Origin of the sequence: Apibacter sp. B2912 (assembly GCF_009827835.1) — a bacterium.
Classification (GTDB): Bacteria; Bacteroidota; Bacteroidia; order Flavobacteriales; family Weeksellaceae; genus Apibacter.
In genome coordinates, this window is the sequence record NZ_WINV01000001.1 from 702,217 (window position 1) to 725,767 (window position 23,551).

Here is a 23,551-nt window from a genome sequence, read left to right on the forward strand (position 1 = left end):
TAAAATAATATGATAATGAGAAAACTAATAGTATTTACCTTACTTGCTTCTGTTTTTTTTCTAAGTTCTTGCAAGAATGACCGGGCAAATAATCCTAATTATATTAAGGTTGGAGTTGAATCGGGGCCGGAGTTTGTGGTTGCCCAAACCGCTCAAAAGGTTGCTAAAGAAAAATACGGCTTAGATGTTGAATTGGTAGAATTCAACGATTATATTTTACCGAATACGGCACTTAATGACGGGGATATTGATATTAATATTATTCAACATAAACCATTTTTGGATAATATCATCAAACAAAGAGGATATAAACTTGCCATAGTAGGAAATACTTTTATTTATCCATTGGCCGGATATTCTAAAAAAATAAAATCGCTTGATCAATTACAACCCGGCAGTACTATAGGAATTCCAAATGATGCCACCAACAGAGGAAGAGCATTATTGCTTCTTCAAAAAGAAGGTTTAATCAAATTAAAAGATCCTAAAAGCCTTATTTCCAGCGCTTCTGATATAATTGAAAATCCTAAAAATTTAAAGATAGTCGATATGGATCCTGCTATTTTAACTGAAATTCTAAATGATGATAAAGTAGCTGTTGCCATTATCAATAATACATTTGCAGCTAAAGACGGTTTTACATTAAAAGATGGTCTTTTTGTTGAAGACAAAGATTCCCCTTATATGAATGTAATCGTTTCAAGAGAAGATAATAAAGATGCTGAAAATGTAAAAACATTTGTTAAAGCTTATCAATCGGATGAAGTTGCAGAAACTACCGATCGAGAATTTAAGGGAGGAGCTGTTAAAGGCTGGTAATTCATCCGTTTTTAATCAATCAAATTTTAATGAAGATTTTTAGATGGATTAAATGGATTTTTATTGGTTTATGGGTACTTTCTATTGTAATGGTTTTTGTATACAAATGGTTGCCTGTTCCATACACAGAACTTATGTTAAAAAGATTTTTTGTGAATGGTTCAACCATTGAAAAAAAATGGATTCCGATAGAAAGTATGAATAATTCCATAAAACTTGCGGTAATTTCCAGTGAAGATCAAAATTATTTTAAACACGGCGGATTTGATTTTAAAGAGATTCAAAAAATAATTGAAAAACAAGGATATCCCAAAAGAGGAGGAAGCACCATTTCACAACAAACCGCAAAAAATGTTTTTTTATGGGAGGGTAGAAATTATGTCAGAAAGGGTCTGGAAGTATATTTCACTTGCCTCATTGAGTGGATTTGGGGTAAAAAAAGAATATTGGAAGTGTATTTAAATGTAATAGAATTCGGTGATGGAATTTATGGGATAGAAGCCGCTTCTCAACATTATTTTCACAAATCGGCTTCTCAGCTCACAAAAAGCGAGGCTGCAACTTTAGCTGCTCTTTTACCCAATCCCCGAGAATATGGGAAAAAAATTAATGGAAAGTTCATTCAAAAAAGAAAACTATGGATCATGCGGCAAATGTCTAATTTACAAGGCTCTGTAAATTTTCTGTAGTATACATAACTAAAAAAAACTAAAAATGCTTAAAAAGATTCTCTTCTTCTGCTTACTTTCTCATCTCTGTTTTTCTCAGCAGGCTATAGAAAAAGTATACAGCTCATCCGTTAACGGTATACAATTATTCAATCCCGATACGAATGATGAAACTCCTTTTATCTCCATGAACAAAGGTATGTTTGTGCTTACTTTTGATCTGTTAGATAGAGGCTACGAAAAAATTTACTATACTATTAAGCATTACGATAGAAATTGGACTGAAGACCATCTTTTTGAATCCGAATATATTGATGGATATACCTTACCTCAAATATACGATTATCAACCTTCCTTTAATACGAGACAAAATTATACTCATTATACCTTAGAATTCCCAAATAAAGACATGCAACCTAAGGTATCCGGAAATTATCTCCTAACTGTTTTTACTGATAACCACAAACCTTTATTCAGTAAGAGAATTGCGTTTTACGACGATTTTGCTCATATTAATGTTGGATATGAGAGGTATTCTACATCTAAAAACCCGAACATAACACAGCGAGTAAAAGCACAAGCTGTCGTCTCGGGAATTAATTCAATCTCCACCCGACAACTTTCTTTATGTTTACTTCAAAATAACAATTGGCAAACTGCGATCTTTAATATAGAACCACAGTTTGTAAACGGTAATTCTTTCACGTTCGGACAACTGACCAATGCTTTTGAAGGCGGTAATGAATTTTATACTTTCGATACCAAAAATATTTCCATTCCGGGTTACGGAGTATTTAAATCGGAAGAAAATAATCCGCTTTATCTTACCTATTTATATTCCATTGCTCCGTATCCGCTTGACTATGCCTATAATCCTGATGTCAACGGTGCTTATTATTTCAGGAGATTTGATCTTAATCAGGAAAGGGATGCCCGAACAGAAGGCGATTATACTCCGGTAACTTTTTCTTTGGAACTTAAACAGCCTTTAGAAAATAAAGATTTGTATATTGTAGGATTATTTAATAATTATGAACTTTCCGATTCTAATCGGATGATTTATGATGAAAATCAAGGTTTATACGTAAAAACAATGCTATTAAAACAAGGGTATTATAATTACACTATTGCAACCGTTGACAAAAAAAACAACCATTTTAGCATTTCAGAAATTCCCGGTTCATTTTGGCAAACAGAAAACCTCTATCAAGGTTTGTTATATTATACTCCTTTTGGTGGCACTTATGATGCACTTATAGGCTATGGAGAAATTAGAGCCAACAGATTATAATTCTTATCAAGTTATACGGTATTTAAAATTTGAATAAAAATGATTAAAATACCCTTATATTTCAATAGGTTTACTATTTTTGTTACATATTAAAATGAAATAGAATCAAATTTATGTATATCCTTTTTAAAAACATACACCATTATGTAGGTATGATTACCCTTGTTTTTGTATTATTACTTACTGTTGTATCGTTTATTTATTATTTACAAGAAAGACCTGTCAGTGGTCAGGTGAAAAGAATCTCTCTTATAACTTTGATATTCACACATACACAGATACTCCTTGGAATACTATTATTTTTCAGCTCTCCTATCTTTCAAAATGCCAGTATGAAAGATATTATGGGAATTGCTGCAATACGAAGAAATTATATAGAACATCCTTTCTCTATGGTTTTGGTTGGAGTTTTAATTACAATTGTAAATGCAAAAATTAAAAAAGCACCTAAAATTTCAGTTTGGACACTTCTTATGTCTGTCGTCTCACTTGCTTTAGTACTTGGAATGATACCTAGAGCATTTTGGAACAGTTTATTACCCTAAAAGATAAATAATTAAAAATCATTAAAGTATATATTTATGAAAATTGCAATTGTTGGAGTAAGCGGAGCTGTTGGGCAAGAGCTTCTCAAAGTTTTAGACCAAAGAAATTTTCCTTTAACTGAATTAGTACTTTTCGGATCTAAGAGAAGTGCAGGACAAGTTTATAAATTCAAGGACAAGGAATATACAGTCAAGGAACTTCAACATAATGACGATTTTAAAGGGGTAGATATTGCTTTAGTTTCTGCAGGAGGAGGTACTTCGTTGAATTTTGCGGAAACCATCACTAAATATGGTGCGATCATGATTGATAATTCATCTGCGTTTAGAATGGATGATGATGTACCCTTAGTAGTACCGGAAGTAAATGCGGAAGATGCATTGAATTCTCCAAAAAATATTATTGCAAATCCCAATTGTACAACCATTCAAATGGTAGTATCTTTAAAACCTATTGAACAATTATCACATATAAAAAGGGTGCATGTTTCTTCGTATCAATCAGCATCCGGAGCGGGTGCTTCTGCAATGAAAGAATTGATTGAACAAGCAAAACAATCAACTGCCGGAGAGGAGGTCCTAGTTGAAAAATTTGCTCACCAATTGGCTTTTAATTTAATCCCTCATATTGATGTGTTTACTGAAAACGGATATACTAAAGAAGAAATGAAAATGTATAATGAAACTCGTAAAATTATGCATTCCGATATACAGGTATCTGCAACCTGCGTTCGTGTTCCTGTTATGCGGGCACATTCTGAAAGCATATGGGTGGAAACTGAGGATGAATTAACCGTTGAACAAATTAGAAATGCTTTTGAAAATTTCAATGGGTTAATTGTTGAGGATAATCCTTCAGAAAATAAATATCCTATGCCTTTATTCTTATCAGGAAGTGACGAAGTTTTTGTAGGGAGAATTAGAAAAGACCTTACCAATCCTAAAGGTATTGCTTTCTGGAGTGTAAGTGATCAAATACGTAAAGGTGCTGCTTTAAATGCTGTTCAAATTGCAGAATATTTGATTAAACATAAAAAAAGATAAATCACAATCTATACCATAGATGACAAAGTGTATCCGATTGAATCCAATCAGATACACTTTTTTAGTTTATACGAAATAAAAACTACAAGTTTTGTAACTTTGCTTTTATGAGTGCCTTAAAAACTTTAAATCCATATTTTTTAAAACACAAAAAACTCCTTCTGTATGGAGTTGTATTTATAATACTTTCCAATTTTTTAACTATTTATCCTGTAAAATTTATTGGAAAGGCCATTAACATTATTGCTCAATCTCTTACCCATTCAGATTCGCTAGATAAAAAGCAATTAATGAAGCAGCTTCTTCTTTATGGAGGAATTATCGTACTGGCTCCAATTACTTCAGGAATCATGAAGTTTTATATGAGGCAAACTATAATCGTTGCTTCCAGAAGAATCGAATTTGAACTTAAAAATAATATATATAAACATTATCAAACACTTTCTTTCAGTTTTTATAAAAAATCTAAAATTGGAGACCTCATGAATCGCATCAGCGAAGATGTGGTAAATGTTCGTCAATATTTAGGCCCAGGAATTATGTATAGCGCCAACTTATTTATAATGCTTATACTGATTCTCGGGTATATGCTGGCTTCTGATCCGGTGATGACCTTTTATGCAATCCTTCCCCTACCCTTCCTTTCTTATTTTATATACAACCAAAGTACTATTATTAATAAGAAAACTAAAATTGTACAAGGCAAACAATCGGAACTTTCCTCTTTTGTTCAAGACTCTTTTTCCGGGATAAGAGTTATCAAATCGTTCACTAAAGAAGACTATATCATATCAAAATATATAAACCAAACCAATCAATATAGAAATGAATCTCTTTCGCTTTCAACCACAGAGGCCATTTTTTCTCCTTTAATGGTTTTAATCATCGGATTAAGCAACTTATTTATACTCTATATTGGGGGCCAAAGATATATAGATGGTAAAATAAACGTCGGGACTATTACAGATTTTTTTCTTTACCTCAATGTTTTAATTTGGCCATTTACAGCTTTAGGATGGGTTATATCTATGGTCCGAAGAGCTGAAGCCTCCATGGAAAGAATTAATGATTTCTTGAACGTTAAAGAGGAGGTTAAAAATACCAACTTTAATGTATATCCTATAAAGGGTAAAATCAGATTTGAAAATGTTTCTTACACCTATCCGAATACGGGAATACAAGCTCTTAACCGTGTATCTTTTGAAATACAACCCGGAGAAACGATTGTGTTTATGGGAAAGACCGGATCGGGAAAAACAACTATTGCTCTGTTATTGGAACGTCTTATTGAGCCGGATTCAGGAGCAATTTATATTGATGATGAACCTTTATCCCAACATAATTTAAATGTAATACGAGATAAAATCGGATACGTACCTCAGGAAAGTTTTCTTTTTTCGGATACCATTTTCAATAACATTTCGTACGGGGTTGAAAATGCGACATTGGAACAAGTTGAAAAATATGCTAAAAAAGCAGAAATTCATTCCAATATTATCGAATTTAAAGATAAATATCAAACGGAAGTAGGTGAACGAGGGGTAACCCTATCGGGAGGTCAAAAACAGCGTATATCGATTTCAAGAGCATTGATTAAAGATCCTACCATATTTTTATTTGATGACAGTTTATCCGCTGTCGATACTGAAACAGAAGAAAAAATATTATCTAATATTGAAAATGACATTGATATTAAAACAACAGTAATTATTACTCACCGTGTTTCATCCGCTAAACATTCAGATAAAATCATTGTTCTGGATCAAGGGCAAATAAATGAGATAGGAACTCATGCAGATCTTATTTTAAATCAAGGTTTTTATTCTGAATTATATAAAAAACAAATTACGCAAAAACTATCATAAAAACAATTGTAATATTAAGAGTATTTTTTATATTTTTGCTCTGTTTAAACAAAAAAAAATTAAATTTTATTATCCCTTAAAAGATATTATTTAAGGCAATAAAAAACAAAACACATATATGATGAATGATTTTGAAAATGTAGAGAAGAAAGAAAATGAAATTTTCTCTAAAGTATTAAGAGCAGGAAAAAGAACTTATTTTTTCGATGTAAGAGAAACTAAAGCAGGTGATTATTATCTAACAATTACTGAGAGCAAAAAGAATATTTCCGAAGAAGGCGCTTTAGGTTTCAAGAAATTTAAAATCTATTTATATAAAGAAGATTTTAAAAATTTCAAAGACATCTTTGAAGAAACTACCGCTTTCATTATTAAAGAAACCGGAGAAAAAGTTATTTCCGAAAGACATAGAGACGATTTTCATCTTCAATCCGAAGAAAATAAAGACAATACAAATTCAGCAAATATTTCAAATTATACTAACGTTGAATTCGATGACATTTAGATAACATTTTTTAAAAATCTAAATTTATACCATATAAAAAAGCAGATATTTATCTTGAAAATATCTGTTTTTTATTGCACCTATTTCATTAACTTTTATTTAACATATTCTAAACATTGTGTTAAATATATATAAAAAAAGTTAAATTGATCGTATAAATATCTATATGATTCTTATTTTTGATCAACATAAATTAGTTGTATCATCTTTGAATATATGAAGTCTTTAGTAAAAATACTCTCTGTAATTATAGTAATTTCAACTTCTGCTACCTCGTGTGTATCTAATTACGTAGCAAGTAATAACGATACCTATAAATATCCTACCACTAACGAAATGCTGGTTTATCATCCTAAAACTGTTAAACTTTACAGTACGGCATCGGTTAGTGATGAAAATTATTCTACAACATTAAGAAAAGATGCTGCTTTACTAGAAAACAGCAATATCTATGCCGAAAGCAGATTTTCAACTAGAGCTTATAATTTGCTAAGTGAAGCCAGAACTTATTTAGGAACTCCTTATAAATACGGAGGAACAACAAGAAGAGGTATAGATTGCTCTTCTTTTGTTCAGCATGTGTTTGCTGCATTAAACATTTCTTTGCCTCGTACATCAATTGAACAATCCCATAGAGGAACTTTTGTTTCTAAACATAATCTTAAAAAAGGAGACCTTATTTTCTTTGCTCATACTCCTAAAAGCAGAATTTCTCATGTAGGTATTGTTGAAAGCGTAAGCCCAACCGGGGAAATATTTTTTATTCACGCGTCTTCGTCCAAAGGGGTTACTATTTCTTCGCTGGATACTGCTTATTGGAGAGCGAAATTCAGAACAGGTAAAAGAATTTTAGATTCAGATATTGATATTCAAAAAATACATGAAGAAGCCCAAAATGATACTAGCTTAGCTAAAGCTTCTGTATAAAAATTAATTTTAACACTACGAAGGGGTGCTGTATATAACGGCTGAGATTATACCCTAAGAACCTGGACAAGTAATGTTGTCAAGGGAAATCTTAGATAAAGATTTCAAAAATTTGAAATCTTATTTTTTTTTAGTCCTGTAACATATCCCTGAAATTTATTTATTATGAAAAAAAGGGATTGGTTTTATTTATTAGTTATCGCTCTTTTTAGTTTAAGCCTACAAGGACAGATTAAGAAAGATTCTTTAATTGAATTGAAAGAAATTATTGTTTCAGGCAAAGCTCCCATTACTAAAGAACGTATTACATCAAAACAACTGGAAGGCAAAAATTTAGGTCAAGATATCCCCTACTTGTTAAAAAATAATCTTTCGGTAGTTTCCACTTCAGATGCCGGAGCGGGAGTGGGTTATACCAGTTTAAGAATAAGAGGCAGTGACCAGACACGGATAAATGTTACTTTAAATGGAGTCCCTATAAACAATGCAGAATCCCAAGGTCCTTTTTGGGTAAATATGCCCGATATTGCCTCTTCATTATCTAACCTTACCATACAACGGGGAGTAGGTACGTCAACGGAAGGAACGGGATCTTTCGGTGCTAGTATTAATGCAAAAACTCAAACACCGTCTAAAACTCCTTATTTCCAATCAGATCAATCTGTGGGTTCGTTTAAAACCCATAAGCACACCTTTGGATTGGGGACGGGTAAATTTTTTAATGACGCACTTACTTTAGATGCCAAAGTATCTTTTATAAATTCTGATGGATATATAGACCGAGCCTTTTCTGATCTTTTCTCTTATTATGTCCATGGTCTCTACGAAAAAAATAAGACATCTATCGGGTTAATGACATTTGGCGGACAAGAAAAAACCTATCAAGCTTGGAATGGTGTTAATGAAGAAATGATGAAGAAAAGAAGGACTTTTAATTCATGCGGAGCCATTTACGATCAATATGGAAATATTATCCGATATTATACTAATGAAACCGATAATTATAATCAAGATCATTATCATTTATATTTTAAACAAAGGTTTACTAATTCTTGGGTATTAAATTCCACGCTTTTTTATACTCGTGGTAAAGGATATTATGAAGAGTATAAACAAGATTCCAAATTATCCAATTATAAATTAAATGACCTTATAATAGGTAATGAAACTATTTCGCGTTCCGATTTGATTCGAAGACAATGGCTGGATAATAATTTTTACGGAATATTAAATCGTGTAACCGGAACGATTAATAATTGGAATCTTGAAATTGGAGTGAGTGCAAATACCTATAAAGGATATCATTACGGAAATGTTATTTGGGCTCAATATTTTTCAAATGGCTTGAAAGATCATGAATATTACAGAAATAAAGCCGATAAAGACGAATATTCGGGCTTTTTTAAAGCAATAGTAACTCTTACATCCAACTTAGACTTATTTGGAGATATTCAATATCGATCCATACAATATAAAGGTCATGACCTCCCGGGTGGAGAAAGTGTTTACAAGAATGGTGGACCTATAAAATTTAATAAAAACTATAATTTTATCAATCCCAAAATCGGTACATCGTATAAAATTGATAAAGGATCTATCTATGTAACCTATGGATTAGCTCAACGAGAACCCAGCCGAAACGATATATTGGAAAACAAAAATGTAAAAGCAGAACTTCTTCATAATGTGGAGTTAGGAATCCAACAAAATTTCCGGGAATTTTCATATTCTGCAAACTGGTACGGAATGTATTATATTAACCAATTAGTATTAAGCGGTAAAATAAATGATGTAGGAAGTTTTATACGAGAAAACAGCGGTAAAAGTTATCGAACCGGAATTGAACTTTCGGCAGCCTATCAATTTTCATCTCAATTTTCACTTTATGCTAATTCAACCTTAAGCATTAATAAAAATATAAATTTTAAAAAGGAAACTGATTCTGAAATAAAAAAACTAGGAAATACAACGATCGCTTTCTCTCCCTCGTATATTGGAAATGTTATAGCAGAATGGAAGCCTATAAAAAATTTAAATTGCAAATGGATGAACCAATACGTTAGCAGTCAATATCTGACCAATGAAGAGCCTAAAAATGGAAAATTGGACGGTTATTTTATTTCTGACATGGTATTTGAATTTTCTCCATCACTTTTTTCAATGAAATCTTTTAATTTGAAACTTGCCTTAAATAATATTTTCAATACTAAATATGAAAACAACGGATATTATTATGATAATACTCCTTTTTATTATCCTCAAGCCGGATTTAATTTTTTAACAGGCATCAGCTTCAAATTCTAATCATATGCTTTTGTGACAACCTCGGATAAAAAGTTTATTTTAGTTGACTGATTCTATTTAAATATATATTTTTGTATTAAAGATTTAATATGAAAAATCTGTTTATTTTATTTTTTGCCTTATCGATTATAAACTTATCTGCTCAAGATAAAAAATTAATCCAGTGGAAAAATTTATCAGAAGGTGACAGCCTTCAAGTACATGGAGATAATAGGTTGTTGTTTGTAGATATTTTTACTGACTGGTGCGGTCCTTGTAAATTTTTAGATAAGTATACATTCCAAAATCAAGAAGTAGCCTCTTATATTAATGAGAATTTTATCCCGGTTAAATTTAATGCAGAATCTAAAGAATCCATAACTTTTAAAGGAAATACGTTCGATTACATTACCAACGGACAAGCCGGAATACAATCTTGGGCTTATTATGCATTAGGGGGTAATTTAAGATATCCTTCCATGGCATTAATAAATGAAAGAGGAGAAACAGTTTCAGTAATTTCAGGATTTATGCAGCCCGAAGAGTTTTTGAATACTATAAAAAATGTAAAATCTCAATTAGACCAAAATTTAGTCAAAGACAACTAATAAAAGCTCCTTGCCTTGACGTATACCAACATTTTGAAGAATTATTGTTGAAACGCCTATGCTTATTATTGTTTCCTGTAATTATAATTGTACCGTCTGAAACTATTTCACATTCAATTAATGGATTATTTACAATCAGATAATCAACGGAATCCTTACAATTTTTTGAAGATTTATTTAATATTTGAATTTTTTTACCTTCCCATTTATAAATTTTATCTTCCTTATAAGGTCTTATTTGTATCTCATTGATTCTTTCTCCTATGCTGTAAGGATCTATAATATATCGCTTTACTAGTTCCCAATTTTCAGTTGAATCTCCTACGACTAGCAATTTCTTGCCATCCCTGAATCCCAATAAAGAATTTTTATGATTGAATACTATAAAATTTTTCTTTCCGGATAAATGATAATCATTATATAAAATACTCAACTGAAAGAGAACTATGCACAATAAAGGCGGAATTAGATGGTTCAAATTTAATCCTGAAAGATAATTTTTTAAAAAAATCAGAGAAAATGAGATCAAAAACAATTCCCATAAACTCAATGGAATATTTTTTAGCATTAGTGGTTCAACCGATGATACATAATAGGTAGAATCTACCAAAAGCTTAACTAAAAAATCATAAATAAATGAAAAATATTCCTGATACTCCCACGGTAAAAAAACCAAAAATAACTCTACTATTGATGAATAAGTAATTATAAATGTATAAGGTATTATCAAAATATTGATAGGAATCGATAACAATGAAAATTGATGAAAATAAAATAATACAAAAGGAAGCGTTCCTACCTGCGCAGCTAAAGTAACCGCCAATGGATTTACGATCCATTTATTAATTTTTTTATTCTTACTTTTCATATGATAAATCAAGATGGGGGACAACCAGACAATAAAAAATACGGCTATATAACTTAATTGAAAACCCACGGAATATATTTCATTCGGATCGCATAAAAGAATAATAAAAGCAGATAAGGCCATACTGTGATAGATAGAACCGGTACGTTTCAACAATTCAAAACAATAATAAATCGTTATCATTAAACATGATCGGAAAACAGAAGAGGTAAGTCCGACCAAACAGCCAAAAAACCATACAAATAGTAATGAAATGATAATGATGGTTTTTCTGTTTCCACTTTTCATCATTAGGGTTAATAGGTTGAAAATAATCCCAAATAACAGAGCAATATGCATTCCTGATATGGCTATTAAATGCATAATTCCGGATTTAGAATAAACATCAATAGATTCTTTTTTCATTTCCGACCGATCACCCAATAAATATGCTTTTAAAAATTCTTTTGAATCTTCTCCTAATGTTGAACTTTCAATTTTTTTAACTAAATACTGATTAAAATTTTTAATCGAATAAATTAGTGATGCATGCGGCGATTCTGAAATAATCTCATCTACTCTGCCCGTCTGCAAAATATAATTTCTTTTTAGATAATTCGAATAATCAAATTGATGAGGATTCAAAGCCCCTGTCGGATCAGTAATTGTAAGCTTCAAAATATATTCATTGCCTAGAGTTAAAACCGAATTATATTTTTGTTTATCAACAAAGAGCATAATTGATCCTTTGGTTTGAAACTGTTTGTTTTTATATATAATACTTGTAACCTCTGCAGTATATTTTCGGAAATTTTTAGTTGAATTGTTTTGCTCTTTTAATACAACTGTTAGCACTTGAGCTTTTCCATTTTCCTTATAATTTATATAGTGATCATCTAATAAACTGTTATTTAATTCAACCACAACCATTCCAAGTAAACTCCAGCTTACTAAAGTTAAAATTGAAAATATGCCTTTGTAATCAGCTTTATTTACAATAAACCCTAAGAGCACTATAAGTAACCCCAATAAAATTAATATATAAGGAATCGGAATGAAAATGAGATCACATAAAAAAATCCCCATTATCAAAGCCAAAAAATAATATGCATAAGGATTTTTTGAAAAATTCATAGAAGTTTATTTAGCTAAAAATAAAAAATTTAAAGTTGAAAGTATATAAAATTCTACATTTTGTTGCATTTTTTTTCAATATAGATTTTAGTATTTTATTTAATACTATTATATTTACTACTGTAAAAGAATACAAAAACAAACTAATTAAATTAATATTTATGAATCTAAAGTATAAAGCATTAGATCTATTTTGCTTTTTAAGCATTATGGCTCCAACGGCTATTGGTTTTGCACAAAACATATCTCCAGATTCAACTCAAATTTCAGAAAAAGAAATTGACGATGTTGTAGTCATTGGAAAAGGAGTTATTGATGTTGTAAAAGAAAGAGAAACCCCTATTGCTGTCTCTATTATTAAAAAACAAGAAATCAGGGACAAAGGAGGAAATCAGGAATTTCCTGCACTTATGAAAAATGCACCTTCCATTTATGTTAATGATGCCACCGGATATGGGGACTCAAAAATGATTACAAGAGGATTTAATCAATCCAATACCGCTGTTTTGATAAATGGTCAGCCTGTTAATGGTATGGAAAGCGGAAGCGTGTATTGGACTAATTGGACCGGATTAATAGACATTGCCAACACCATCCAAGTACAAAGAGGTCTTGGGTCTTCTAAACTTGCTATATCTTCCGTTGGCGGCACCATAAATATTGTAACTAAAGCCACTGACAAAAAAGCCGGTTCAACGGCTCGATTTTTAACGGGCAATGACGGTTTTTGGAGAACTACCTATGAATACAACAGCGGTTTACAGGGAAAATGGGGAGTATCTTTTTCAACCTCAACGTGGAGAGGCGACGGGTACAATAGAGGAACTAAAGGTTATGGTCAAAATTACTTTTTATCAATTGGCTTTCAACCCAATGAAAAACATAATTTCAATTTTATAATTTTTGGAGCACCTCAAAATCATGATCAAAATTATTATACAAAAATATCTGATTTTAAAAGATATGGTTACCGATATAATGTAAATCAAGGATGGTTACACGGAAAAGAACTTTTATTACGAACCAATTACTACCATAAATCAGTAGCCAATTTAAATTGGGACTGGAAAATCAATGAAAAAAGTACTTTGTCTACCGTGTTCTACGGCTCTTTAGGAAGAGGTGGAGGAACCGGAGGATATGGCTCTAAATACATTGAAACTCAAAACATTTCGACTCCTCAAAGTCCCAACACTATACCCGGAAGCAGAAATCAGGAAAATGGAACCATCAGTTGGGATGCAATTTTCGATTATAATTCTACACATAATAGCGATGGAATAGGAACAGGGAGTGATAATTTCATCATACGATCTTCGGTAAACAATCATCAATGGTACGGGCTGGTATCCAACTTTAATCATAAATTTAAAAAACATTTTGAGTTTAATGTCGGAATTGATGGGAGAGCTTATACGGGTACTCATTTTCAACAAGCCAATAACTTTTTAGGATTATCCGGAATTACTGACAATATTTCAACCAATGTAAACGGTACCCATACTGCAACTAAAAACTATAATATTAATCCTTGGAGTTCCTTATTTAGAAATGTAAGTAGGGGGCAAAGACTGAGTTTTGATTACGATGAAACCATTCAATATATTGGAGCATTCGGACAATTTGAATATGTTAATCCATTTATGAGCGCCTTTATACAAGGAGTAATTTCCGAACAATATAATTCCAGAAAAGATCGATTTAATTACACTCCCAACCATCAAAAATCTAAAACACTAAATAATACCGGTTACAATATCAAAGGAGGAGTAAATTTTAAAATTAATGAAAATCACAATATTTTCGGTAATGCCGGATATTATTCCAGACAGCCTTTTCAGAATAATTTATTTTTAAATTGGAAAAATGATGTTAATCCGCTGGCTGATAATGAGGAAATTATTGGTTTTGAAATCGGATATGAACTTCACTATAACTTTTTGGATTTAAGTATAAATTTATACAGAACCAGTTGGAATAACAGAGTTGAAACTATTTCAAACGAAAGCATCAATCAAATAGAAAATCGATCAGGTATCGATGAACTCCATCAGGGAATTGAAGTTGAATTTCTTGCTAAGCCTATCAGAAAATTACATTTTAAAGGGCATTTATCTTTAGGCAATTGGAAATATAATGGTAATGCGCATTCTACAACGTACGATTCCAATAATTTGTCCAATATCTTAAGTGAAAAGGATATTTTATTGGATGATGTAAAAACTTCAAACGCTCCCCAATTCAGTTATGGAGTTGGTTTAGTGTATAAAGCGTTTAAAAATTTCACTTTTGATGCTGATTTAAACCGATATGAAAAATTATATTCGGATTTTGATGTAACCCGGGCGGCTCCAAATACAAAAATCGATTTAATTGAGCTACCCGATTATTTTACGTTGGATATGGGAGCTTCATATACTTTATATTTCGACAAAGCCTCATTACGTTTTAGAGCCAATGTCAACAATGCGTTAAATGATGTATTTATGACCTATTCTAAAACCAATATAAAATCCGGCGATAAAGGAGCAGAAAACGTGAAATTTAAAGGAATCGATACCGCGAATCAGGTCTATTTTGGAAACGGAAGAACTTGGAATTTCGGTGTTACTTACAATTTTTAATTGATAAGTTAACGATAAATAATCCTACATACTCATAAGATGTTATGTTTGATTATTTGGATCTAATTCATACGTGATTAAATTCTAAAATACTTTGGTAATTACTTGATAATTACAATAAATAGTAGAGTAAAATAGTAATTATTTTACTCTATTTTTATTATATTTGTTTGAATAGCATTAACATTATGGATGTAATTAAAGATCAAATTATTAATAAATCAATTGAGCTGTTTACTCAAATAGGAGTTAAAGTGGTCACCATGGACATGATCAGTAAAGATTTATGTATGTCCAAAAAAACTATCTATGAACATTTTTCCAGCAAAGAAGATTTAATAAAAAACACATTCATTAAATGCATCACCGCTGCTATTCAAGAACTTGAAAATAAAATTAAAAATTGCCCGAATATCATTCAACAAAAATTTATTATTCTTGAAGACAGCAGCCATTTTATTTTTTTTAAAGAAAACCAAACCTTATTTCAACTAAAGAGTTTTTATCCGGAGATATATACCGAAATGATTTCTTTACAAAACGATTCTTTAAAAACGTTAATTAAAACAAATATTATTTTAGGTATTGAGGAAGGATTATACAGATCTAAAATCAATAAAAAATTAACGGTTGAATATTTTTACCTGATTGAAAAGATTATAGCTATTGATGATAAACTTTCTGAAGTTAACGTAAATGATAAAATGGTGAAAAAATATTTTATAGAGTTATTAATACGTTCAATTGCAACTAAAAAAGGTTGTAAAGAACTTGAAAAATATATTTCTAAAAATTAAGAAGGAATTACCGAAACAGTTTTAAGTCCAAAAAAAGATGAAATGGAAATGATATGCTCAAAGACCTCTGCTTGAACTTCTTCATATTCATTCAAATCCGAAGTATTGGTAAAGCAATAAACCTCTAAAGGAATTCCATAAATCGTTGGATCCAAAAGCCTTATCAAAATTGTATCCATTTGAGATATGCGCAAGTTTTTTTTAAGATAAACTTGTACATACTTTCTAAATATTCCCATATTCGTATGATTTATGCCTTCATCCAATGTAATAGTGGTAAAATATTCTTTGAGAAGGCTACTATTTTTCAGCTCTTCAAACTCTTTTTTTCCTAAAAATTCAATGGATTGGCTATTGAAAACAATTGACCTTTTTATTCTTCGAGTATGTGAAGTTTTCATAGGGTCATAGTTTCTAACTTCTGTGGATATCAAATCATAAGTGGGTATGGTAGACACAGTTTTGTCTTTATTTAAAATTTTAGTGGTAATTAAATTAATGTCCACAATGCTTCCTTCTAAATTATATTTGGAGATAGAAATGTAGTCGCCCGATTTTAATTGTTTGGAGTTTGAAATATTAATTCCTGCCACAAATCCTAATATAGGATCTTTGAATACCAGAATTATAACAGCCATGGTAGCTCCTATAAAGGTAAAAATATTAGAGCTTGTTAAATCAAATACAATTGAGATAATTATAAAGCTGGATAATACTATTATTAACATTTTAAGAAGTTCCAAAAACGTATTTAATCCAACGGTAACATAGCTTCTGTCTCTATTTTTTACTTGAGCATAAGAATTGATAACACTAATTAGAAATTTAGCAATAAACGTTATTAAAAATATACTGAATGCTAAATCTAAAATATGGAAACTCTGAGGATGAGGGTAAAAAATAACGGGCACTAATAAATAACATATTCCCAAAGGTAAGAGACGAAAGAAACTGGTAAATACATTTTTTTCAATAAAAGTATTCATCCATATATTTTTTGTATTGGGAACAATTTTCAATACAATTTTTAATAATACTTTACGCTGTAAAAAATCTAAAATCAAAAAAATAACCAGTATTATTAAAACTTTACTTGTTATTTGAGTGATTAAAACCACTTCATCGGGAAAATGATTCGAAATATAGCGATCCAACTGATCGATTATCGTATTTTGGTTTTTTTGTCTTAATGTAGTTGCCTCATTCATTAATCCGCTAAGTTTATATCAATTTATTAGAGATAAAGAGAAAAGTTTATAATTTATTAAGTATCTTTATAGTTACTTTTAATGTATCATATTTTATGCCTGATTTAATTTGGATAATTTTAATATTTATTCTCATACTTATTGGAATTATAGGCTCCGTTTTACCTGCATTACCGGGAACACCTATAGCATTTATAGGTTTATTAGTTTATAAGTTATGCCCTCTTGGTGAAAATTTAAGTTGGTGGTGGATTTCTTTTTGTGCGATTTTAACCATATTAGGAATGGTCATTAACTATTTTATGCCTATTCTTACTGTTAAAAAATTCGGAGGTTCCAAATACGGCGCTATCGGAGCTACTATTGGAACATTGATAGGTTTTATCGTACCCTATGGTTTTCTGTACGGACCTTTTTTAGGAGCCTTTTTTGGAGAATTGATTTATGATTTTATGAATAAAAGAGGGGCTTTAAAAGCCTCTTTGGGTGCTTTACTGAGTTATTTTCTTTGTATGGGCGTTAATATAATTATATGCGGAATCATGATGACCATTTTTATTATCCATCTTACCTTTACTTATTTTAGCGTTAATTGATAAATAAACTTTATATTTAAAGTATCAAATACAATACTTTATGAAATTATATCCGATTGAAACCGGAAATTTTAAACTCGATGGAGGCGCTATGTTCGGCATTGTACCTAAATCTATCTGGCAAAAAACACATCCTGCAGATTCTAATAATTTAGTCGATTTAGCTATGAGATGTCTTCTTATTGAAGATGGCAAAAGACTAATATTAATTGATACGGGTATTGGAAACAAACAAAATAAAAAATTTTTTGGATATTATTATTTATGGGGTGAATTTTCTTTAGAAAAATCCTTAGCACGATATGGCTTTACCTGTGATGATATTACTGATGTTTTTCTTACTCATTTACATTTAGATCATTGCGGGGGAGCTATTAAATGGAATAAAAGCAAATCAGGTTATAAACCAACATTCAAAAATGCTATTTATTGGAGTAATGAAGATCATTGGAATTGGGCCGTCCAACCTAATTTAAGAGAAAAAGCTTCTTTTTTAAAAGAAAACATTCTTCCCATTAAAGAAAGTGGTCAATTACAATTTATATCCATTCCTAAAGATAATTTCCTGAAAAATTCACCTTTAGGCTTTGATATATATTTTGTTAATGGACATACAGATAAGCAAATGTTACCCGTAATAATTTATGAGGGAAAAACAATAATTTACGCTGCTGATTTGTTACCTACTACCGGACATATTCCAATTTCTTATATTGCGGGATATGATACCCGCCCCCTACTCACTATACCCGAAAAGGAACAAATTTTAAATCTTGCCGAATCTCAAAATTATTTTTTCTTTTTTGAACATGATGCCGTTCATGAACTGTGTACAGTTAAAAAAACAGAAAAAGGAATCAGGCTCGATCAAACGTTTAGCTTTTTGGATATTTTTGGAAAATAAAAAACTCTATCAATCGTAATCAATGATAGAGTTTTTTTACTTCTTTAAATACTATTTTTTTAATTATCGTTGGCTGCTTGGATAGCTGTAATTACAACCGTATTGTAAATATCTTCTATTTTTGCGCCTCTACTTAAGTCATTGATAGGTTTTCTCAATCCTTGAAGTACAGGACCTAGCGCTAGTCCTCCGGATTCCCTTTGCACCGCTTTATATGTATTATTACCGGTATTTAAATCCGGGAAAATCAATACATTTGCCTTTCCTGCAACTAAAGACCCCGGCATTTTACTGCTACCAACACTTGGAACCACCGCTGCATCATATTGAATCGGTCCTTCAATTAATAAGTCAGGACGCAAAGATTTTACCAGCTCTGTTGCTTTTCTAACTTTATCCACATCTACTCCCGCTCCTGAATATCCGGATGAATAAGAAAGCATGGCTATTTTCGGCTCAATTCCAAATTCTTTTGCAGTTCCTGCAGCAGAAATTGCTATATCTGCCAACTGTTCGTAAGTAGGATTAGGAACAATAGCACAATCACCGTAAACTAGTACCCTATCTTGCAAGAGCATGAAAAATACGGAAGAAACGGTTTTAATTCCCGGTTTTGTTTTAACAAATTGTAAAGCCGGACGTATCGTGTGAGCCGTAGTATTTTGAGCTCCTGACACCATTCCATCTGCATCTCCTTTATACACCATCATTGTCCCAAAATAGGAGGCATCCAACATTAAATCTTTAGCCTGAGCATGTTCCATACCCTTATCTTTTCTAAGTTCATATAAGGTATCAACATAATCATTTAACTTATCGTTTTCTGTATTATCTAAAACAGAAATCAGATCCGTATTCCAACTTAGTCCCAGTTGGTTAACTTTTTGTATAATTTCATCCGGTTTACCTAAAATTGTGATTTTTACAATTTCATCATCCGCTAACATGGAAGCGGCGCGTAAAATTCTCTCATCCCCTCCTTCCGGTAAAACTATATGTTTGTGGGCTGCTTTTGCTTCTTTCAATAAATTATACTGGAACATTCTAGGGGTAATTCCTTCAATTTTAAATGAAGAAATTCTCTTATCAAGCTCCGGCACATCCACATATTGTTCAAACAGGTCAATATTACGTTTAATTTTTGCCGTGTTTTCAGGATAAATTGTTGATTTTATATTGTCAATAGCTGTTGCTGCTTCAAATGTTCCTATATCAACAAGCATAATAGGCATGTTTACACTCGATCCGTCAATCATTTTCATGATTGAAGCATCAGGACCTATTCCGGCAGTTAGTATTATTCCTGAAATTCTTTTAAAATTAGATAAGTTGGAAAGTAAAGTTCCAACGATTAAATCGGATCGATCCCCGGGAAGTATTACAACGCAATCTTCTTCAACATAGTTAATGAATTGAGATAGTAACATACCTCCAATCATAAATTTAGTGATGGATCGATTTAAATTTTCACTTCCATGAAGTACTTTAGCTCCTAAAACATCAGCCACTTCTTTTAGTGTAGGAAAACTTAAAGGTTTATCGTTAGGAATTATAGATAATAAAACGGAATCACCAATGCGTTTCTTACTTTTAGTAATAACTTCTTCTATATCTTTATCACATTTATTAACAATTACCGCAATAACTTTATTATCCTTCTTTAAAAAATTGTTTAATTCCAGACTTATATTTTTAGCTAAATCGTGCGAATTTTTAAATGAATCTTTTACAACAAGAACGACCGGAATATTTAATGATTTAGCAATGATAACATTCAAATCATATTCTAACGAAGTACTACCTGCTGATATATCAGTACCATCGATTAGTACAAAGTCAAATCTATCTTCTAATGCTTTATACTTTTGAATAATACTATCGTATGCCTCATTTAATCTGCCACTATTTTGAAGATCAATAATTTCACTTTTAGTAAAAGCGTATGCATCTTCATAACTCTGATTAAGATTAAAATAAGAAATCATAGTTTCAATATGGTTATCTTTTATCCCATCATCTAAATCATCAATAATAGGACGAAAATAACCAATATTCGGTGTTCTTCTCATTACCATTTGCAATATCCCCAAGCTAATCAAAGATTTTCCGCTATAAGGACATGTAGCCGCTACATATACTGATCTATTGTTCATTTAATATTATAATTGTAAGTATTGCAAAAGTACAAAATTGAGGAATATACATTTAATTAAATTTATAAATTAAAATATATCTAAATAATGCCTTTTATTTATTATAAAATATGATTTTTAGTAAAAAAATATGCATTCTATTAAAATTCAACTTTCAATCCGTCATAAGCTAAAAAAACATGATTAGGCAATGTTTTTTCTACCTCTTCATGAAACCCTAGTTGATAGCTGATGTGTGTTAAATAAGCCTTTTTAGGTTTAACTTTCTCAATGATTTCCAATGCCTCAAACAAAGTAAAATGGGAAGCATGAGCTTCCTTTCTTAAAGCATTGATAACTAATACTTCTGAAAATTTAATTTTTTCTATTTCTTCTTCAGAAATAGAGGAAGCATCAGTGATATATGATAATCCCCCTATTTTATATCCTAAAATGGGCAACTTACCGTGTAAAATATGTATGGGTTGAATAGAAACATTTTGAAAAGAGATATCACCATTCACTGAATGTAATTCAAAACCGGGAGCACCCGGATATTTTACTTCTGCAAAAGCATAAGAAAATCTTCTTTTTATATCTTCTAATACCCTTTCCTTTCCAAAAATAGGAATATCTTGTCCTTTTAAAAAATTGATGGGACGCAAATCATCTAATCCTCCAATATGGTCTGTGTGTTCATGCGTTATTAATACGGCATCTACATTGGATTTATTTTCTCGCAACATTTGCTGTCTGAAATCAGGACCGCAGTCAATTAATAAATCCAAACCTTTATATTGAACCAATGCAGAAGTTCGTAATCTTTTATCTTTTTCATCTTGAGACTTACATACCGGATCATTTGAACCTATAACCGGAATTCCTTGAGAAGTTCCTGTCCCTAAGAATGTTATATTACTCTTTTGTAGTACCATAATTTTTGTAAATTTACGAACAAAAGTTGAAAATATGCTCTCTCATAAACAAGTACTAACCCCTAGGCAAAAAGCTCTTCAGATTAATTTAAATAAAGATATTTATGGGACTTTTTCTGAAATAGGAGCAGGTCAGGAAACCGTACGCTATTTTTTTAGAGCGGGCGCAGCTTCTAAAACTATTGCCAAAGCAATTTCTGCCTATGATAAAGAAGTAAGTGATTCTATTTATGGAAAAGAACCGGATAATAGATATGTTTCTCAAGCACGATTGCATAAAATGCTTGACCATGAAATTGAATTAATTGAGAAACGAATCGATAGAAGCAATTGTTCAGGCAGAAAATTTTTTTCATATGCCAATACGGTTACTACCATCAATTTTAATAAAACTTTTAAAGGACATGGTTGGGTTGGAATCCGATTTCAATTACACGAATTAGAACCGTATAATGAAATTATTTTACATGTTCGTTTCCATGAAAACGACACTAAATTACAACAGGAAACCTTAGGTATTTTAGGAGTAAATTTAATTTATGGTTCTTTTTTTTACAGCGATAATCCCAAAAAAATAATTTCATCTCTTTATGATGAACTCAGCACCGATCAGATTGAAATTGATATGATTAATTTCAGCGGACCAGATTATGCTGCTGTAGACAATCGTTTAATGAGCTTACAGTTAGTTAAAAACGGAATGGCAGATGCAGCTGTTTTTGAGCCTAACGGAAAAAATGTTCTTCCCGCGGATGAATTATATAATAAAAATATTTTCGCTTTAAGAGGAAGTTTCCGTCCGGTTACCCATGTAAACATTGATATGTTTAATCAAGGATTGAAAATGTTTATGAATGAAAAAAAGGTTACTAAGGAAAATACTAAGGTACTATTTGAGATTACTTTATCTAACCTACTTGCTTCCGGTGAGATCAATGAACAAGATTTTCTAGATCGGGCGGATGTTTTAGGAAAATTAGGATATACTGTTTTAATTTCTAATTTTTCCGAATATTATCGTTTAGTAGATTATTTCAGCAGATTTACTACGGAACGAATCGGTATTTCAATGGGTGTTAATAATTTATTGGACATTTTTAAAGAAGGATATTATAACCACTTAAGCGGTGGTATTATGGAAGCTTTTGGAAAGCTATTTAAGCAGCATATGCGAATTTATCTTTATCCTTATGTTGATCAAGAAACAGGAGAGTTTCTCAATTCTGAAAATTTAAAAGTTAATGAAAGCCTTAAAGATTTATACAAATATTTCAAAAAAAATAAGAGGATTGTAGATATTAAAGATTATAATGAATCCTATCTCAGAATTTATGGAAAGCAAATTCTTACTCAGATTGCTTCCGGTAAAAACGGTTGGGAAATTAATATGCCCAATGAAGTTGCCGATATGATTAAAGAAAAGGGTATGTTCGGGTACTCAGTGGATTATGCTATTAATTAATATTTTAATGAAATGATTATATATTCAGAAAGTTTTCACGTTGAATATCCTTTAGAAAAGGAATGGATCGATTGGGTTAAAAATACCTTAATCCCTGAAATGTATGAAATTCAAATATTTACTAAGGTTATATTTTCAAAAGTTATTTCTCATCCGGATGAATCAGGATGTACCTATTCCCTCCAATATTATGCCGCTAACAAAAAAGTTTTAGAAGACTATTATAAAAACCATTCCGATCGATTTGCTCAATTATTATTTCATAAGTTTGGAACTCGAGTCTTGCCTTTTAAAACTGAATTAGAGCTACTTGAAAGTTTCGAATTTTAATTTGCCATTTCTTCTACATAAAAAGAA

The 23,551-nt window shown here is 31.0% G+C and carries 20 protein-coding genes and 1 riboswitch; of the genes, 16 read left to right on the top strand and 4 right to left on the bottom strand.

Going from position 1 to position 23,551, the window contains the following annotated elements:
• Positions 1 to 15: 15 nt before the first annotated feature.
• The 10 genes from metQ to GFV01_RS03300 all read left to right on the top strand — a co-directional run bounded on the left by metQ (position 16) and on the right by GFV01_RS03300 (position 10,555).
• A complete protein-coding gene (gene metQ / locus GFV01_RS03255) occupies positions 16 to 819 on the top strand; it encodes a methionine ABC transporter substrate-binding lipoprotein MetQ (RefSeq protein ID WP_220264127.1) in 804 nt (267 codons plus the stop codon).
• A gap of 29 nt (positions 820 to 848) precedes the next feature.
• A complete protein-coding gene (mtgA, locus tag GFV01_RS03260; RefSeq protein WP_160564732.1) occupies positions 849 to 1,508 on the top strand; it encodes a monofunctional biosynthetic peptidoglycan transglycosylase in 660 nt (219 codons plus the stop codon).
• 25 nt (positions 1,509 to 1,533) lie between these two features.
• Positions 1,534 to 2,778, top strand: coding sequence for a type IX secretion system plug protein domain-containing protein (locus GFV01_RS03265; protein ID WP_160564733.1), 1,245 nt, complete (start codon positions 1,534 to 1,536; stop codon positions 2,776 to 2,778).
• A gap of 113 nt (positions 2,779 to 2,891) precedes the next feature.
• Positions 2,892 to 3,323 (top strand): hypothetical protein, encoded by a 432-nt coding sequence (locus GFV01_RS03270; RefSeq protein WP_160541635.1) that lies wholly within the window; start codon positions 2,892 to 2,894, stop codon positions 3,321 to 3,323.
• A gap of 36 nt (positions 3,324 to 3,359) precedes the next feature.
• Positions 3,360 to 4,367 (top strand): aspartate-semialdehyde dehydrogenase, encoded by a 1,008-nt coding sequence (locus tag GFV01_RS03275; RefSeq protein ID WP_160556869.1) that lies wholly within the window; start codon positions 3,360 to 3,362, stop codon positions 4,365 to 4,367.
• Between the two features lie 107 nt (positions 4,368 to 4,474).
• Positions 4,475 to 6,232, top strand: a complete 1,758-nt coding sequence (locus GFV01_RS03280; protein WP_160564735.1) for an ABC transporter ATP-binding protein — start codon at positions 4,475 to 4,477, stop codon at positions 6,230 to 6,232.
• Between the two features lie 121 nt (positions 6,233 to 6,353).
• Positions 6,354 to 6,737 (top strand): DUF3276 family protein, encoded by a 384-nt coding sequence (locus GFV01_RS03285; protein ID WP_160564824.1) that lies wholly within the window; start codon positions 6,354 to 6,356, stop codon positions 6,735 to 6,737.
• A 216-nt stretch (positions 6,738 to 6,953) separates the two neighbouring features.
• The gene (locus GFV01_RS03290) at positions 6,954 to 7,664 is read left to right on the top strand and encodes a C40 family peptidase (protein ID WP_160564737.1); all 711 of its coding nucleotides are present in this window, start codon (positions 6,954 to 6,956) and stop codon (positions 7,662 to 7,664) included.
• An 11-nt stretch (positions 7,665 to 7,675) separates the two neighbouring features.
• A riboswitch (TPP riboswitch) is annotated at positions 7,676 to 7,770 on the top strand.
• A gap of 59 nt (positions 7,771 to 7,829) precedes the next feature.
• Positions 7,830 to 9,968 carry a TonB-dependent receptor gene (locus GFV01_RS03295; RefSeq protein WP_160564739.1) on the top strand — a complete coding sequence of 713 codons (2,139 nt, stop codon included), beginning with the start codon at positions 7,830 to 7,832 and terminating at the stop codon, positions 9,966 to 9,968.
• A gap of 89 nt (positions 9,969 to 10,057) precedes the next feature.
• On the top strand, positions 10,058 to 10,555 hold the full coding sequence (locus GFV01_RS03300) for a DUF255 domain-containing protein (protein WP_160541630.1): 498 nt from the start codon (positions 10,058 to 10,060) through the stop codon (positions 10,553 to 10,555).
• Here GFV01_RS03300 and GFV01_RS03305 read toward each other — a convergent pair.
• On the bottom strand, positions 10,542 to 12,536 hold the full coding sequence (locus GFV01_RS03305) for a ComEC/Rec2 family competence protein (protein WP_160564741.1): 1,995 nt from the start codon (positions 12,534 to 12,536) through the stop codon (positions 10,542 to 10,544). The genes GFV01_RS03300 and GFV01_RS03305 overlap by 14 nt on opposite strands.
• A gap of 161 nt (positions 12,537 to 12,697) precedes the next feature.
• On the opposite strand from GFV01_RS03305, the gene GFV01_RS03310 reads away from it, so the two are divergent.
• Both GFV01_RS03310 and GFV01_RS03315 read left to right on the top strand, forming a co-directional pair.
• Complete coding sequence (locus GFV01_RS03310; protein WP_160564743.1) at positions 12,698 to 15,160, top strand: TonB-dependent receptor; 2,463 nt, start codon at positions 12,698 to 12,700, stop codon at positions 15,158 to 15,160.
• Positions 15,161 to 15,348: 188 nt separating this feature from the next.
• Entirely contained in the window at positions 15,349 to 15,957 is a 609-nt protein-coding gene (locus tag GFV01_RS03315; protein ID WP_160564745.1) for a TetR/AcrR family transcriptional regulator, read from the top strand.
• Here the strand turns inward: GFV01_RS03315 and GFV01_RS03320 are convergent.
• Positions 15,954 to 17,165 carry a mechanosensitive ion channel family protein gene (locus GFV01_RS03320; protein WP_160564748.1) on the bottom strand — a complete coding sequence of 404 codons (1,212 nt, stop codon included), beginning with the start codon at positions 17,163 to 17,165 and terminating at the stop codon, positions 15,954 to 15,956. The two genes, GFV01_RS03315 and GFV01_RS03320, sit on opposite strands and share 4 nt — an antisense overlap.
• A 95-nt stretch (positions 17,166 to 17,260) precedes the next feature.
• On the opposite strand from GFV01_RS03320, the gene GFV01_RS03325 reads away from it, so the two are divergent.
• Together GFV01_RS03325 and GFV01_RS03330 are read left to right on the top strand one after the other, a co-directional pair.
• Positions 17,261 to 17,761 (top strand): DUF456 domain-containing protein, encoded by a 501-nt coding sequence (locus tag GFV01_RS03325; RefSeq protein ID WP_160564750.1) that lies wholly within the window; start codon positions 17,261 to 17,263, stop codon positions 17,759 to 17,761.
• Positions 17,762 to 17,801: 40 nt separating this feature from the next.
• Positions 17,802 to 18,665 carry an MBL fold metallo-hydrolase gene (locus GFV01_RS03330; protein WP_160564752.1) on the top strand — a complete coding sequence of 288 codons (864 nt, stop codon included), beginning with the start codon at positions 17,802 to 17,804 and terminating at the stop codon, positions 18,663 to 18,665.
• A 59-nt stretch (positions 18,666 to 18,724) separates the two neighbouring features.
• Here GFV01_RS03330 and pta read toward each other — a convergent pair whose 3' ends face one another.
• Both pta and GFV01_RS03340 read right to left on the bottom strand, forming a co-directional pair.
• A complete protein-coding gene (gene pta, locus GFV01_RS03335; RefSeq protein WP_160564754.1) occupies positions 18,725 to 20,818 on the bottom strand; it encodes a phosphate acetyltransferase in 2,094 nt (697 codons plus the stop codon).
• Between the two features lie 140 nt (positions 20,819 to 20,958).
• Positions 20,959 to 21,732: an MBL fold metallo-hydrolase gene (locus GFV01_RS03340; RefSeq protein WP_160564756.1), complete on the bottom strand. Its 774-nt coding sequence runs from the start codon at positions 21,730 to 21,732 to the stop codon at positions 20,959 to 20,961.
• A 34-nt stretch (positions 21,733 to 21,766) separates the two neighbouring features.
• On the opposite strand from GFV01_RS03340, the gene GFV01_RS03345 reads away from it, so the two are divergent.
• Both GFV01_RS03345 and GFV01_RS03350 read left to right on the top strand, forming a co-directional pair.
• Complete coding sequence (locus GFV01_RS03345) at positions 21,767 to 23,194, top strand: TonB-dependent receptor (protein WP_160564758.1); 1,428 nt, start codon at positions 21,767 to 21,769, stop codon at positions 23,192 to 23,194.
• A gap of 12 nt (positions 23,195 to 23,206) precedes the next feature.
• Entirely contained in the window at positions 23,207 to 23,524 is a 318-nt protein-coding gene (locus GFV01_RS03350; RefSeq protein WP_160564760.1) for a DUF4286 family protein, read from the top strand.
• The last annotated feature ends 27 nt before the right edge of the window (positions 23,525 to 23,551 follow it).